Annotated in this window: 17 protein-coding genes; 7 read left to right on the forward strand and 10 right to left on the reverse strand. The window is 62.6% G+C overall.

Annotated elements, in window-relative coordinates; translation table 11 throughout:
* Window positions 1-167: 167 nt before the first annotated feature.
* The 3 genes from V6093_RS23665 to V6093_RS23675 all read left to right on the forward strand — a co-directional run bounded on the left by V6093_RS23665 (window position 168) and on the right by V6093_RS23675 (window position 2,147).
* Window positions 168-878, forward strand: coding sequence for a tRNA-uridine aminocarboxypropyltransferase (locus V6093_RS23665; RefSeq protein WP_004574842.1), 711 nt, complete (start codon window positions 168-170; stop codon window positions 876-878).
* Window positions 879-1,057: 179 nt separating this feature from the next.
* A complete protein-coding gene (gene erdR, locus V6093_RS23670) occupies window positions 1,058-1,708 on the forward strand; it encodes a response regulator transcription factor ErdR (protein ID WP_003252375.1) in 651 nt (216 codons plus the stop codon).
* A 73-nt stretch (window positions 1,709-1,781) separates the two neighbouring features.
* Window positions 1,782-2,147, forward strand: coding sequence for a diacylglycerol kinase (locus V6093_RS23675; RefSeq protein WP_003252377.1), 366 nt, complete (start codon window positions 1,782-1,784; stop codon window positions 2,145-2,147).
* Here V6093_RS23675 and finR read toward each other — a convergent pair.
* Window positions 2,144-3,070 (reverse strand): LysR family transcriptional regulator FinR, encoded by a 927-nt coding sequence (finR, locus tag V6093_RS23680; RefSeq protein ID WP_004574844.1) that lies wholly within the window; start codon window positions 3,068-3,070, stop codon window positions 2,144-2,146. The two genes, V6093_RS23675 and finR, sit on opposite strands and share 4 nt — an antisense overlap.
* A 117-nt stretch (window positions 3,071-3,187) precedes the next feature.
* On the opposite strand from finR, the gene fpr reads away from it, so the two are divergent.
* Window positions 3,188-3,967, forward strand: a complete 780-nt coding sequence (gene fpr, locus V6093_RS23685) for a ferredoxin-NADP reductase (protein ID WP_003252381.1) — start codon at window positions 3,188-3,190, stop codon at window positions 3,965-3,967.
* Between the two features lie 186 nt (window positions 3,968-4,153).
* Here fpr and V6093_RS23690 read toward each other — a convergent pair whose 3' ends face one another.
* The gene (locus tag V6093_RS23690; protein WP_003252383.1) at window positions 4,154-4,648 is read right to left on the reverse strand and encodes a SprT family zinc-dependent metalloprotease; all 495 of its coding nucleotides are present in this window, start codon (window positions 4,646-4,648) and stop codon (window positions 4,154-4,156) included.
* A gap of 131 nt (window positions 4,649-4,779) precedes the next feature.
* Window positions 4,780-5,379 (reverse strand): Yip1 family protein, encoded by a 600-nt coding sequence (locus V6093_RS23695; RefSeq protein WP_003252385.1) that lies wholly within the window; start codon window positions 5,377-5,379, stop codon window positions 4,780-4,782.
* Between the two features lie 263 nt (window positions 5,380-5,642).
* On the opposite strand from V6093_RS23695, the gene ttcA reads away from it, so the two are divergent.
* On the forward strand, window positions 5,643-6,467 hold the full coding sequence (gene ttcA / locus V6093_RS23700; RefSeq protein ID WP_003252387.1) for a tRNA 2-thiocytidine(32) synthetase TtcA: 825 nt from the start codon (window positions 5,643-5,645) through the stop codon (window positions 6,465-6,467).
* Between the two features lie 4 nt (window positions 6,468-6,471).
* Window positions 6,472-7,143: a DNA-3-methyladenine glycosylase I gene (locus tag V6093_RS23705; protein WP_179053468.1), complete on the forward strand. Its 672-nt coding sequence runs from the start codon at window positions 6,472-6,474 to the stop codon at window positions 7,141-7,143.
* A gap of 103 nt (window positions 7,144-7,246) precedes the next feature.
* Here the strand turns inward: V6093_RS23705 and V6093_RS23710 are convergent, their stop codons facing one another.
* The 3 genes from V6093_RS23710 to arsC are packed head-to-tail and all read right to left on the reverse strand — an operon-like array spanning window position 7,247 to window position 8,608.
* Window positions 7,247-7,660, reverse strand: a complete 414-nt coding sequence (locus V6093_RS23710; protein ID WP_003252389.1) for a DUF2069 domain-containing protein — start codon at window positions 7,658-7,660, stop codon at window positions 7,247-7,249.
* Window positions 7,653-8,258, reverse strand: coding sequence for an NAD(P)H:quinone oxidoreductase (wrbA, locus tag V6093_RS23715; protein ID WP_003252400.1), 606 nt, complete (start codon window positions 8,256-8,258; stop codon window positions 7,653-7,655). Before wrbA ends, V6093_RS23710 begins: the two co-directional genes overlap by 8 nt.
* Window positions 8,255-8,608, reverse strand: coding sequence for an arsenate reductase (glutaredoxin) (gene arsC / locus V6093_RS23720; protein WP_004575340.1), 354 nt, complete (start codon window positions 8,606-8,608; stop codon window positions 8,255-8,257). Before arsC ends, wrbA begins: the two co-directional genes overlap by 4 nt.
* 85 nt (window positions 8,609-8,693) lie before the next feature.
* Between arsC and V6093_RS23725 the strand changes: the two genes are divergently transcribed.
* Window positions 8,694-9,158: a peroxiredoxin family protein gene (locus V6093_RS23725; protein ID WP_003252403.1), complete on the forward strand. Its 465-nt coding sequence runs from the start codon at window positions 8,694-8,696 to the stop codon at window positions 9,156-9,158.
* A 117-nt stretch (window positions 9,159-9,275) separates the two neighbouring features.
* On the opposite strand, the gene V6093_RS23730 is transcribed toward V6093_RS23725, so the two are convergent.
* The 4 genes from V6093_RS23730 to V6093_RS23745 all read right to left on the reverse strand — a co-directional run bounded on the left by V6093_RS23730 (window position 9,276) and on the right by V6093_RS23745 (window position 13,965).
* A complete protein-coding gene (locus V6093_RS23730; protein WP_047603354.1) occupies window positions 9,276-9,680 on the reverse strand; it encodes an META domain-containing protein in 405 nt (134 codons plus the stop codon).
* Complete coding sequence (locus tag V6093_RS23735; protein ID WP_003252407.1) at window positions 9,677-10,114, reverse strand: hypothetical protein; 438 nt, start codon at window positions 10,112-10,114, stop codon at window positions 9,677-9,679. The genes V6093_RS23730 and V6093_RS23735 overlap by 4 nt, the downstream gene beginning before the upstream one ends.
* 31 nt (window positions 10,115-10,145) lie before the next feature.
* Window positions 10,146-11,135, reverse strand: coding sequence for a 2-hydroxyacid dehydrogenase (locus tag V6093_RS23740; RefSeq protein WP_108078894.1), 990 nt, complete (start codon window positions 11,133-11,135; stop codon window positions 10,146-10,148).
* A gap of 76 nt (window positions 11,136-11,211) precedes the next feature.
* Window positions 11,212-13,965 (reverse strand): response regulator, encoded by a 2,754-nt coding sequence (locus V6093_RS23745; RefSeq protein WP_108078895.1) that lies wholly within the window; start codon window positions 13,963-13,965, stop codon window positions 11,212-11,214.
* Window positions 13,966-13,973: the final 8 nt, after the last annotated feature.

Here is a 13,973-nt window from a genome sequence, read left to right on the forward strand (position 1 = left end):
GCGTTCCGTAAAATTACGCGTGGCGAGGACCGGCACGGTAGAAACCCGATTATAAGGAGCGCATTGCCGGCTGCACAGCAATTGCCACCTGTTCTGGTAGACTGGTCGCCTTGTTTTCTCCGAGTCATCCTTGTGCCCATTTTCAATCTGTCCAGAGGCCTGCCGGCATGAGCCATGCGGTAGCGCGTCTGCGCGCCGAACGCCTGGCCCGCAGCAACAAGCCTTTCATCGCCCGTGGCTCGCGTGCCGAGCGTTGCCCGGATTGCCGGGTCATCGCCACCCATTGCCTGTGTGCCTGGAAGCCTAGGGTGCAGGCTGACGCAGGTGTGTGCCTGCTGATGCACGACACCGAGCCGCTGAAACCCACCAACACCGGCTGGTTGATTGCCGACCTGATTGAAGACACCTGGGCCTTCGGCTGGTTGCGCACCGCGGTTGACGAGCGCCTGCTGGCCTTGCTCGATGACCCGCGCTGGCAGCCCTATATCGTTTTTCCGGGCGAGTTCGTTGCCCAGGAGCGGGTGGTCAGCGAGGTGGTGCGCGAGCCGGGCAAGCGTCCACTGTTCATCCTGCTGGATGCCACCTGGACCGAGGCGCGCAAGATGTTCCGCAAAAGCCCGTACCTGGACCGCTTCCCGGTGTTGAGCCTGCAAGCCGAGCAGATGTCGCGCTACCGCCTGCGGCGCTCCAAGCGCGATGATCATTTCTGTACGGCAGAAGTTGCGGCCATGTGCCTGGACCTTGCTGGCGATAGCCAGGCTTCGCAGGCGCTGGATGCTTACCTTGATGTGTTCAGCCTGCATTACCTGAGCGGCAAACGGCGGCTACCGCTTGACGAGCAGGACGACACCCACCAGCGTTTGCATACCTTCCTATAGTCCAAGGGGCACAACCCCTGCTTTGGTTCATAATGACGGAGCTGGCAGCCAGGGTGGGCGAGACGGCAGGGCGATTGGCTTGATCTCCCTTGACCGTGCTCGGCATCCTTGGCGCCGATTCCCCGCCGGGCGCTTCCCTTCCACTCGAGTGCCTGGCACAGAACAGGATCCTTAGATCGATGGCCACATACGAAATCCTGATTGCCGATGACCACCCACTGTTCCGTGGCGCCCTGCGCCAGGCCGTTACCCTCGGGCTTGGCCCCGATGTGCGTCTGGTCGAAGTCGCGAGCATTGCCGAACTGGAAACCCGCCTGAGCGAAAAAGCCGACTGGGACCTGGTGCTGCTGGACTTGAACATGCCGGGTGCCTACGGTTTTTCCGGTCTGGTGCTGCTCCGCGGGCAGTACCCGCAGATCCCCGTGGTGATGGTTTCGGCACAGGAAGAGGCCGCCGTGGTGGTCAAGTCCCGCGAGTTTGGCGCCAGTGGTTTCATTCCCAAGTCCAGCACCCTGGAAGTGATCCAGGATGCGGTGCGCAAGGTGCTTGATGGTGAGGTCTGGTGGCCGCCGCAGGCGTTCGAAAAGGTCGATGTTTCGGCCGAGGCCAAGGCCGCCAGCGAAGGCTTGGCCAGCCTCACGCCACAGCAGTTCCGCGTACTGACCATGGTCTGCGAAGGCTTGCTGAACAAGCAGATCGCCTATGAGCTGAGCGTGTCGGAAGCGACCATCAAGGCCCACGTGACCGCGATCTTCCGCAAGCTGGGCGTGCGTACCCGGACCCAGGCTGCATTGCTGCTGCAACAACTTGAATCGGTTGCCAGCAACTGACTGCGCATGGCTTCACGCTTTTTTGACCCGAGCCGGTCTAGTCTGCTGGCCTTTCTGCTGTGAAGTGACTCACATGACATCGCCATTCAAGGGCCAGACCGGCCTCAAACGCATCTTCAACGCCGCTGGTTACTCGCTGGACGGTCTGCGTGCCGCCTTCAAGGGCGAAGCCGCATTCCGCCAGCTGGTGCTGCTCAACGTGGTGCTGATCCCGATCGCCTTCTGGCTGCCGGTCAGCCGCGCCGAGCGGGCAATCATGATCGCCGTTTGCCTGTTGGGGCTGATCGTCGAGCTGTTCAACTCGGCGGTGGAGGCGGCCATTGATCGCATTTCGCTGGAGCGCCACCCGCTGTCGAAAAATGCCAAGGACATGGGCAGCGCCGCACAGTTGGTGGCACTGACCATGGTGGCGCTGGTGTGGGGAGTGATCCTGCTTTAAGCGATCGGCGGCAGCACGATCTCGTCACTGCGGGTAAAGCCCGCAGTGAAGCTGCGGCATAGCTCCAGAAACTCACGCATGGCCGAGGTCTGGTACTTCTGTTTGTGCCAGATGAAGTAGAACTGGCGCAGCAGGTCCAGCTCTGGTGTTTCCACAGGTACCAGGCTGCCACGGCGGAAGGCGTCGCGCAGGGCCAGACGTGAAATGCAACCGATGCCCAGGCCCGACTCCACCGCGCGCTTGATCGCTTCGGTGTGCTCCAGCTCCAGGCGAATATTAAGGTTGGCGCGGTGATGGCGCATGGCCTGGTCGAAGGTCAGGCGCGTGCCTGAGCCTTGTTCGCGCAGGATCCACGCCTCTTGCGAAAGGCTTTCGATATCGGCGCGGCCCAGTTTCGCCAGTGGGTGCTGTGGCGCACAGAACACCACCAGTTCGTCCTCGACCCACGGCTGAACTTCCAGGTCGGGGTGATTGCAGTCACCTTCGATTAGACCCAGATCAATTTCGTAGTGCGCGACCTGTTGCACGATATGCGCAGTATTTTGAACATGCAGTTTTACCTGGCTTTCCGGGTGTGTCTGCATGTAGTTGCCGATCAGCAGGGTGGCCAGGTAGTTGCCGATGGTGAGGGTGGCGCCGACCGCCAGTGAGCCGAAACCGGATTTGCCGTTGAGCAGGTCTTCGATTTCCTTGGCCTGGTCAAGCAGGGCTACTGCTTGTGGCAGCAATTGATGGCCCAGGGCATTGAGGGCCAGGCGTTTGCCGGCACGGTCGAACAGCTGGCAGCTCGATTGCCGCTCCAGTTCCGTGATAGAGGTACTGGCGGCCGACTGCGACAGCGCCAACAGGCTGGCGGCCCGAGAGACGCTTTGGTGCTGAGCGACGGCGACGAAGACTTGCATTTGACGGAGTGTGAATCGCATATCGATATAACCGATAACACATATCTTGATAATCCAGTTAACAGATATTGTCGCTGCCCCTAAACTATTGCGCAACTGTGCGCTTTGCGCGCGCGTTTTTCTTCAGGAGCCCCATCGATGAGCAACATGAACCACGAACGTGTCCTCAGTGTGCACCACTGGAACGACACCCTGTTCAGCTTCAAGTGCACCCGCGACCCGGGCCTGCGCTTCGAGAACGGTCAGTTCGTGATGATCGGCCTGCAGCAGGACAACGGCCGTCCGCTCATGCGTGCCTACTCCATCGCTTCGCCAAACTGGGAAGAGCACCTCGAATTCTTCAGCATCAAGGTGCCGGATGGCCCGCTGACCTCGCAGCTGCAGCACCTGAAGGAAGGCGATGAGATCATCATCAGCAAGAAGCCTACCGGCACCCTGGTGCTCGACGACCTGAATCCTGGCAAGCACCTTTACCTGCTGAGCACCGGTACTGGCCTGGCGCCGTTCATGAGCGTCATCCAGGACCCGGAAACCTACGAGCGCTTTGAAAAAGTGATCCTGGTGCACGGCGTGCGCTACGTGAACGAAGTGGCCTACCGCGAGTTCATCACCGAGCACCTGCCGCAGAACGAGTTCTTCGGTGAGTCGGTTCGCGACAAGCTGATCTACTACCCGACCGTGACCCGCGAGCCGTTCGAAAACCAGGGCCGTCTGACCGACCTGATGCGCAGCGGCAAGCTGTTCAGTGACATCGGCCTGCCGCCGATCAACCCGCAAGACGACCGCGCGATGATCTGTGGCAGCCCGAGCATGCTCGACGAGACCAGCGAAGTGCTGGACAGCTTCGGCCTGAAGATCTCCCCGCGCATGCGCGAGCCGGGTGACTACCTGATCGAGCGTGCCTTCGTCGAGAAGTAAGGCGCAGGCGGGTACAGGAAGGCGACTCTCGGGTCGCCTTTCTTATGCCTGGGATGTGTGCATTGCCTGTTCCGGCCCTTTCGCGGGTAAACCCGCTCCTACGGGTGCAGCGCACGTCCCGGGAATTGCACAAACCCCGTAGGAGCGGGCTTGCCCGCGAAAGGGCCGGTGCAAGCGACCCCCGATCTATTCGACCCGCGTCTCGCCGCTGTACACCAAGATTTCCCTGCACCGCTTGCACAGGTATCGCCGCCCTTGGTGCACCAGCTTGTGCCGCTGCGCGGTAAACGGGAAGTCGCTTTGCGGGCACGGGCAGCGGTAGATGTAGCGGGTCACTGCGCGCCGTTGCACGTCATAGTTGTGGCAACGATTGGGCGGCAGTTCATACACCCCGCGCATGATCAACTGCCACTCTTCACCATGGGCCTGGATGCGGTCGCCAAACAGCTGGTGGGCAACCAGGTGTGCCACTTCATGGGCCACGGTCTGGCGCAGGAAGTCTTCCTGGTTTTCGCGGTAGAGCTGCAGGTTGAAGCGCAGCAGATTCTCGTGCAGGTGGGCGACGCCGGCTTTTTGCCCGCGCAGTTTGAAGCTGACTTCGGGGCGCGGGAAGCGGCGTTTGAAAAAGGCTTCGGCTTGCTGGTAACAGGTTTCGACGCGTTGTTTGAGCTGCTCGGGCATGGCGGGGCGGTTCTCCTGACCAGGCATTATGCCGCAAGCGCAGATGGCTTGCCGAGTCACCGGTCAGTGCACAGCCAGAGGCCGCCTTGCGGCGGCCCCTGGTTGATGCCCCAGTGTTGGTTCGGTCTGTTCTAGTTGGTGTAGACGGGCCCCACGCCCAGTCCCCAGATAATCACGGTAGCGGCCATGATTGCCACCAGTACCACCAAGCCTACTGCCAGCACCGAGCTGGAGAACAGGAAGCCTTCATCCGACGGTATGTTCATGAACGTCGGCAAGCCGACATACAGCAGGTACACCGTGTAGCAGATGGCGGCAGTGCCGATCAGCATGCCCAGCCACAGGTGCGGGTAAAGCGCCGCCAGGCCACCGATGAACAAGGGGGTGGCGGTGTAGGTGGCAAAAGCGATGCATTGCGCCATGGACGGGTTGGCATCGTAGGTGCGGGCCATCCAGTGGATGAATGCGCCCATTACCGCCACCCCGGCGAGCATGGCCAGGTAGGACATGATGCTCATCCAGATTGCGCTTTCCATGGTCAGCATCACTGCTGGCCGGTCACCGATCACCCAGCCCACCTGGGTAGTGCCAATAAACGCCGAAACGGCAGGAATCGCCGCGAGGATCAGGGTGTGTGTCAGGTACATGTGGCTGATGGTTTCTTCTTCGCCACGAATCTCCCGCCATTCCTGATCGGGATGGGTAAACAGCCCCACAACGTGATGAATCATGCCGATCACTCCTCTCAATGTTGCCAAACGCCCCCCAATATGGAGCGCAAGCGGCCCGAGGCCCTAACACCGATGCAAGCGGTAATGTGGCCTTATGTCGCAGTATAGGAAGCCGTTACCCACATAAACCGCGCTTTTTAGAGCAAATTGCGCTGTAAGCCGTGCTGTTGATTACATTGAAGTCTTTATCGGAATGCCTACAGCGGCGTCGCGTTTGTGCGTAAAATAGCCGGCTTTTGTCACACCTCGCGGATCCAAGCGCTATGGGCACCCTCTCGGTCAACCAGAACAAACTGCAAAAACGCCTGCGTCGTCTCGCTGGCGAAGCCATCACCGACTACAACATGATCGAGGATGGCGACAAGGTCATGGTCTGCCTGTCCGGCGGCAAGGACAGCTACACCATGCTCGACGTTCTGTTGCACCTGCAGAAGGTGGCACCGATCACGTTCGAGATCGTTGCGGTGAACATGGACCAGAAACAGCCGGGCTTCCCTGAGCACGTATTGCCGGCTTACCTCAAGGAACTGGGGGTCGAGTACCACATCGTCGAGAAGGATACCTACTCGGTGGTAAAGGAACTGGTACCCGAAGGCAAGACCACCTGCTCGCTGTGTTCGCGTCTGCGCCGCGGTACCCTGTACACCTTTGCCGACGAAATCGGCGCTACCAAGATGGCGCTGGGGCACCACCGCGACGACATCGTCGAAACCTTCTTCCTCAATATGTTCTTCAACGGCGCGCTCAAGGGCATGCCGCCAAAGCTGCGCGCCGACGATGGCCGCAACGTGGTGATCCGCCCGCTGGCCTACTGCAGCGAGAAGGACATCCAGGCCTACTCGGACATGAAGGCATTCCCGATCATCCCGTGCAACCTGTGCGGCTCGCAGGAAAACCTGCAGCGCCAGGTGGTCAAGGACATGCTGGTGGAGTGGGAACGCAAGCACCCGGGCCGTACCGAGAGCATCTTCCGTGCCCTGCAGAACGTGGCACCGTCGCAGCTGGCCGACCGGAACCTGTTTGACTTCACCAGCCTGAAGATTGACGAAAGCGCTACCCCGCGCTTCCTCGACGTGCTGAACATCTGAGCCCATGCGTGATTACCCGTGGTTGCATGAGTATTGTCTGAACCGCTTTGGTTCGGCCCAGGCTCTGGAGGCTTTCCTGCCGCAGCCGCGCACGCCGGCGCAACTGCGCAACATCAGTGACGACCGCTACCTGTCGACACTGGCCCTGCGCGTGTTCCGCGCGGGGCTCAAGCACAGCCTGGTGGATGCCAAGTGGCCGGCGTTCGAGCAGGTGTTCTTCGGCTTCGACCCGGAGAAAGTGGTGCTGATGGGCGCCGAGCATCTGGAGCGGTTGATGCAGGATGAGCGCATTATCCGCCACCTGGGCAAGCTCAAGAGCGTGCCGCGCAATGCGCAAATGGTGCTGGACATCGCCAAGGCGCATGGCAGTTTTGGTGCGTTCATCGCCGACTGGCCAGTGACCGACATTGTCGGCTTGTGGAAGTACCTGGCCAAGCACGGCAACCAGTTGGGCGGGTTGTCGGTACCACGGTTCTTGCGCATGGTCGGCAAGGACACGTTCATCCCGACCGATGACATGGCAGCGGCGTTGATTGCGCAGAAGGTGATCGACAAGCAGCCGACCAGCCAGCGCGACCTGGCTCTGGTGCAGCAGGCGTTCAACCAGTGGCATGCAGAGAGCGGGCGGCCGCTGTGCCAGTTGTCGGTGATGCTGGCGCATACCGTCAACCATTGAGCCTTGTGTTGCTCCCATTCGCGGGCACGCCCGCTCCCACAGGAATCGCACCGCACTTAAGGCCTGTGCAGTACCTGTGGGAGCGGGCGTGCCCGCGAAAAATCTAACTGCCTTCGCCTGCCATGCGCCGTTCATGCTGGAACTTCCAGCGCACGTACAGTAGCCCGGCAATGAACAGCCCCAGGCTCACCAGCACTTCAAGCCAGCCGAATACCGCCCGCGACGGGTCGAACGCTGCCAGCACGCCCTTGATGAAATAGATATTCACCACGAAGCAGGTCCAGGCATGCGCCCGGGCGCTGCCTTTCAGCATGCCGGGCAACAGCAACAGCAACGGCACCAGTTCGATCGCCAGGATCACCTCGACCCGGGCCCCATGCAGGTTGGCGAACCACAGGTTGTTCACCACCAGCAGGGCGATCAGGCCGAAGAAGCATGCCAGGCTCAATGCCCGCGTCAGGCGCAGGCGGGGTACCAGCCATTGGACCGGCGGCAATGCCTTGGGCTTTCTAGCCACGCGCCGCCTCCAGGGCCTTGGCCGTGGTCGCCAGGCGTTGGCCCAGGGCGCGGCACAGGGCGATTTCGTGTGGGTCGAGTTCGCGCTTGCCATCGGCGCCTGCGTGGTGGCTGGCGCCATAAGGCGTGCCACCACCACGGGTTTCGAGCAATGCCGACTCGCTGTAGGGCAGGCCCATCACCAGCATGCCGTGGTGCATCAGCGGCAGCATCATCGACAGCAGGGTGGTTTCCTGGCCGCCGTGCAGGCTGGCGGTGGAGGTGAACACGCCAGCCGGTTTGCCGACCAGCTCGCCGCCTAGCCAGAGGCTGCTGGTGCCATCGAGGAAGTACTTGAGTGGTGCTGCCATGTTGCCGAACCGGGTCGGGCTGCCCAGTACCAGGCCAGCGCAGTGGCGCAGGTCGTCAAGGGTGGCGTACAGCGCGCCACTGGCCGGAATATCCGGGGCCACCGCTTCGCATTCGGTGGAAATCGCTGGCACCGTACGCAGGCGTGCCTCCATGCCGGCCAGCTCGATACCGCGGGCGATGTGCCGGGCCATTTCGCTGGTCGCGCCATGGCGGCTGTAATACAGCACCAGGATGTAGGGCGCGCTCACGGCAGGATCTCCAGCACCTTTTCCGGCGGGCGACCGACCACGGCCTTGTCACCGGCAACCAGGATCGGCCGCTCGATCAGTTTGGGGTGCTGGGCCATGGCCTCGATCAGTTGCGCGTCGGTCAGTGCCGGGTCGGCCAGGTTCAGCGTTTTGTATTCGTCCTCGCCGCTGCGCAGCAATTGACGCGGGGCGATGCCCAGCTTGCCGAGCAGGGCCTTGAGGGTGACCGCGTCGGGCGGGGTTTCCAGGTAGCGCACGATGGTCGGGGCCAAGCCGCGGGCTTCGAGCAGTTCCAGGGCGCCGCGGGATTTCGAGCAGCGCGGGTTATGATAGAGCGTGAGATCAGTCATGTCGGGTCGCATCCAGCTGGGTGTGGCGGCTATTCTAACCGCAGCGACTGACCAATTTGCTTTAAAACTCGAGAAGGATTGACCCATGGCAAGGCGTCTGGCAGCAGTACTGGCCATCACCGCGAGCCTGTTGCTCGGTGGTTGCGGTGCCGATTACGGCGTGGACCAACACGGTAATACGGTTAAGGCCGAACAGATCGAAGGGCACTGGCTGGTGCTCAACTACTGGGCTGAATGGTGCGGACCGTGCCGTACCGAAATCCCGGAACTGAATGCGGCGGCCAAGCAATGGGCGGCTGAGGGCATCAAGGTGGTGGGGGTGAACTTCGACGGTTTGCAGGGGCAGGACCTGAAGCAGGCTGCCGAAACCCTGGGTATCGGTTTCACCGTGCTCGCCCAGGACCCGGCCGAGCGCTATGACCTGCCGCGTAGCGAGGCCTTGCCGGTGACCTACATCATCGACGACAAGGGCAAGGTGCGTGAGCAGTTGATGGGCGAGCAGACCCTTGAAGGGTTGCAGGCCAAGATCAAGGCCCTGAAAGGCGCCTGATGCATTCGGGGCCGCTTTCGCGGCCCTTCGCGGGCAGGCCCGCTCCCACAGGGGGGACGCGACAAACTGTGGGAGCGGGCGCGCCCGCGAAGGGCCGCAAAGCGGCCCAGGCAATCCTCAGCCTTCTTCAGGCCAGAAGCGCAGCGGCTTGCCTTCGGCCGGCCAGAAGCGCATCTGCTCCACCGGTGACACATCCCAACGCTCTACCGTTTCCAGCGCCTGCAGGAAGCGTTTTTCCTGTTCCATCAGCGCGGGTGCGCACAGCTTGCGGGTCTTGCCGACCTTGCCAAAGCTCAGGTGCTCGCCATCGAGCGTGTAAGGCGCAAACCAGTGGTTGCAGCCGCCGTTGCCATAGGCACGGCCGTCGCTGGCCAGGGTCAAGGTCAGGTGGCTGTAGTCGATCAGTGGTCGTTCGCCAATCCACTCCAGCACGTAGCTGCGTTCCTGCTGCAGCCGGGAAGGTTGCGTGGCGCAGCCGAGCAGGCCGGTTGCAATCAGCACGCCGGTCAGCAGATTCTTCACTCGGCGCTCTCCTGGCAACGCGGGCACAGGTGTTTTTCGCCACGGCTGGCCCAGCCCAGCGCTGCGATACGGGCGCTGGCAGCCGGTTGACGAGCTGCCTTGCCGAGCTTGGCGTCTACTGCGAACTCGAAGCTCAGCACCGCATCGCAGCTATCGCACTCGACCTGCCAGGTGAGGATTTCCAGCTCGTTGAATACCGGGCCACTCGCCACGGCAACCCACTGGCCGCGTGGGTTGATCAGGTGGCGCACGCTTTCCACGGTCAGGCGCATGGACAAATCCTTGCTGCCCTTGAGCGTGACCAGCAGGCTGTCGCCTTTTTGCATCGAACCGCCGTTGCCCGTGACCTGGTAGCGGCCCGGCACCAAAGCGCGGCACTCGATCAGGGTGTGTTGCGGGTTGAAAAGGGTGTAGCGAAAATCGTGTTCGACCATGGGTCCTCCAGAAATGCCGCGTATCCTAGCATTAACCCATCACCAGGTTCTGTGGATTGCCTGCCGCCCAGCGGTTGATGTTGTCCAGTGTGGTCGCGGCAATGGCATCCAGCGCCTCGCGGGTGAGGAAAGCCTGGTGAGCGGTGATGATCACGTTGGGGAAGGTCAGCAGCCGAGCCAGCACATCGTCTTGCAAGGGCAGGTCGGAGCGGTCCTCGAAGAACAGTTGGGCTTCTTCCTCGTAGACGTCCAGGCCCAGGTAGCCAAGCTGGCCGCTTTTCAGTGCGTCGATCAGCGCCGGGGTGTCGACCAGCGCACCGCGACCGGTGTTGATCAGCATGGCGCCGGGCTGCAACTGGGCCAGGCTTTGCGCGTTGACCAGGTGGCGAGTGTGCTCGGTCAGCGGGCAGTGCAGGCTGATGATGCGGGCTTCGCGCAACAGCTCGGGCAGGGGCATGTAGCGGGCGCCAAGGGCCAGCAGCTCTGGGTTGGGGTAGGGGTCGTACGCCAGCAGCTGGCAGCCGAAACCGGCCATGATGCGAGCGAAGGCGGCCCCGATCTGGCCGGTACCGACCACCCCGACGGTTTTGCCGTGCAGGTCGAAGCCGGTCAGCCCGTGCAGGGTGAAGTCACCTTCGCGGGTGCGGTTGTAGGCCCGATGCAGGCGCCGGTTGAGTGCCAGGATGAGCGCCACGGCGTGCTCGGCAACGGCGTGTGGCGAGTAGGCCGGCACCCGCACCACGGCCAGGCCCAAGCGCTGGGCGGCGGCCAGGTCGACGTGGTTGTAGCCGGCCGAGCGCAGGGCGATCAACCGCGTGCCCGCAGCGGCCAGGCGCTGCAGCACCGGCGCGTCGAGTTCGTCATTGATGAAGGCGCAGACCACCTCAAAGCCCTCTGCCAGGGCGGCGGTGTCGAGGGTCAGGCGGGCGGACTGGAAATGCAGCTCCAGGGTGGTGCCGCTGACAGCCTTGGTGAAGCTTTCCTGATCGTAGTGCTGGCTGCTGAACAACAGGGCGCGCATGGTGGAACTCCTTTGCAATGCATGTCTTGGTTGGGTCGCTGCCTGTCAAGGCATACCCAGCGTGGCCCAGAGCCACTCAAGCGCTCAATCTGGCCTGTGCCGACAGCCGGCTGATCGCGCTGTCCAGTTCATCCAGGGCCTGCTGCGCCTGCGGATTGTCCTGCTTCAGCAAGGTCTCGCTGCGTTGGCACGCTGCCCGTAACTGCGGTACGCCACAATAGCGTGAGGCCCCGTTCAGACGGTGTACTTGCTCGATCAGGCCATTGCGGTCATCGGCTTCGCGGGCGGCGCGTATGGCTTCGCGGTCCGTATCCAGGGAGGCCAGCAGCATGCTCAGCATGTCAGCGGCCAGATCTGCCTTGCCAGCGGCCAGGCGCAGGCCCTCTTCGGGGTCGAGTACCTTCAGTTCGTCGCCATTGGTCAGTAGCTCGGCCTGCGCCTGCTGCGGTGTGCCCAGGCTCAGGCCGGTCCACTTCATCACCACCTGGGCCAGTTGCCGTTCGCTGATGGGTTTGGTCAGGTAGTCGTCCATGCCGCTGTGCAATAACGCGCGCTTTTCATTGGCCATGGCATGGGCAGTGAGGGCGACGATTGGCAGCGGGTTGCCGCTCTGGGTGTTTTCCCACAGGCGGATCTGTTCAGTACAGGCGCGGCCGTCCATGCCGGGCATCTGCACATCCATCAGCACCAGGTCGAACAACTCTTCCTGCACGGCTTGTACCGCCGCATAACCATTGTTGACGGCCAGTACCTCGGCACCCAAGTCTTCGAGCAGGGTTTTTACCAGCAGCAGGTTGGCGGCATTGTCGTCGACGCAGAGTATTTTCGGTCGTCGCTGGCCGTTGGCGTTGCTCCCCTCGGCCAGTGGACGGCGAGGTTGTACCAGCTCCAGCAAGAGGCGCCGCAGCTTGCGGGTGCAGGTCGGCTTGGACAGCAACTGGCCATGGCCGTTGGGCAGGTACGGGTGGTACAGCGCCTGCTCGGTGGTCGGGCACAGCACCACGCATTGGCAGTGGTAACGCTCGAGCTGCTGATGATAATGGCCCAGTTGCTCGGGCGACAGGTTACCCAGGTTGGCCCCGAGCACCGCGAACTCGAAGGGCAGGCCGGCCTGGCTGGCGGCCTGCACCCCCTGCAGCAACTGGTCGTAGGAGGCGAACAGGCTCACGCTGAGGCCGCAGTCTTCCAGCTGGTGCTCCAGTGCCTGGCGCGCCAGTTCGTGGCCATCGACAATGGCGGCACGGCGGCCCAGCAACGGCTGCGGTGGCAGCGCTTCGGCATCGTCATGAGCCTTGGGCAGGTTGAGGCTGATCCAGAACTGCGAACCTTCGCCCGGGGTGCTGTCGACGCCGATCTCGCCGCCCATCTGTTCGATCAGGCGCTTGGAAATCACCAGCCCCAGACCGGTGCCGCCGGGCTGGCGGGCCAGTGAGTTGTCAGCCTGGCTGAAGGCCTGGAACAGTGTGCGCACATCCTGAGGTGACAGGCCGATGCCGGTGTCCTGCACGCTGATGCGCAACTGCGCGCAGTCTTCGTGCTCATCTTCCAGCATGGCGCGCACGACGATGGTGCCTTCGCGGGTGAACTTGATGGCGTTGCTGACCAGGTTGGTGAGGATCTGCTTGAGCCGCAACGGGTCGCCCACCAGCGAAGCAGGCGTGTCGCGGTAGATCAGGCTCAGCAATTCCAGCTGCTTGGCGTGGGCGGCCGGAGCGAGGATGGTCAGGGTGTCCTGGACCAGGTCCCGCAGGTTGAACGGTATGCTGTCGAGCACCAGCTTGCCGGCCTCGATCTTGGAGAAATCGAGGATCTCGTTGATGATTCCCAGCAGGTTGTCAGCAGACTTCTCGATGGTGTTCAGGTAGTCGAGCTGGCGCGGTGTCATCTCGCTTTTTTGCAGCAGGTGGGTAAAGCCGAGGATGCCGTTGAGCGGGGTGCGGATTTCGTGGCTCATGTTGGCCAGGAACTCCGACTTGATGCGGCTGGCCTCAAGTGCCTCTTTGCGCGCCATGTCCAGCTCGATGTTCTGGATTTCGATGGTTTCCAGGTTCTGGCGCACGTCTTCGGTGGCCTGGTCGATGCTGTGTTGCAGTTCTTCGTGAGCGTTTTGCAGGGTTTCGGCCATGCGGTTGATGCCGTGGGCCAGTTCGTCCAGCTCATGGCTGCCCATGGTCGGCAGACGTTCTTCGAGGTGGCCGTCCTTGAGCTGATTGACCGCGTGCTTGATGCGTTCGATGGGGTCGTTGATGGTGCGGCTCATGCGCAGCGCCAGCAGGCCGCTGAGTGCCAGGCAGGCGAGGATCAGCAACAGGCTGGTGAACAGGTTGCGGTAGCCGCGCAGCAGCGTGCCGTCGTGCGACAGCTCGATCTCTACCCAGCCCAGCAGGCGCTCGGCTTCGGCCGGCACGGCGTCGGTGGCCAGGTCGCGGTGGTGGCCGAACACGGGCATCAGGTAGCGGGTGGCGTCGTTGCCACTGCGCTGCAGGAGTTGGGTGCCGGTACCGCCGCTGGGCGGCAGGTTGAGCATGCTTGGGCCAGCGTGGGCCAGGCGCGTGCGGTCCGGGGCCAGAAACGCCACTGCGCGCACATCGGCCTGCTCCAGGGTTTGTGCGGCAATTCGCTCCAGTTGCGCAGGCGCGAGCCGGGCCATGGCCGGTGCGGCCAGGGGCGCCAGTTGTTCGGCGATCATCTTGCCGCGCTGCAGCAGCTGGGTGCGCAGGTCGTTCTGTTGCAGCCAGGTGAAATAGCTACCCAGCACCAGGGCCATCAAGCCGGCCGGTAGCAGTGCCAGCAGCAGTACCCGGCTGCGGATTCCCAAGCGATCGAGCACACTCGCCT

Source organism: Pseudomonas putida group bacterium ESBL64 (assembly GCF_045277175.1).
Taxonomy (GTDB): domain Bacteria; phylum Pseudomonadota; class Gammaproteobacteria; order Pseudomonadales; family Pseudomonadaceae; genus Aquipseudomonas; species Aquipseudomonas alloputida.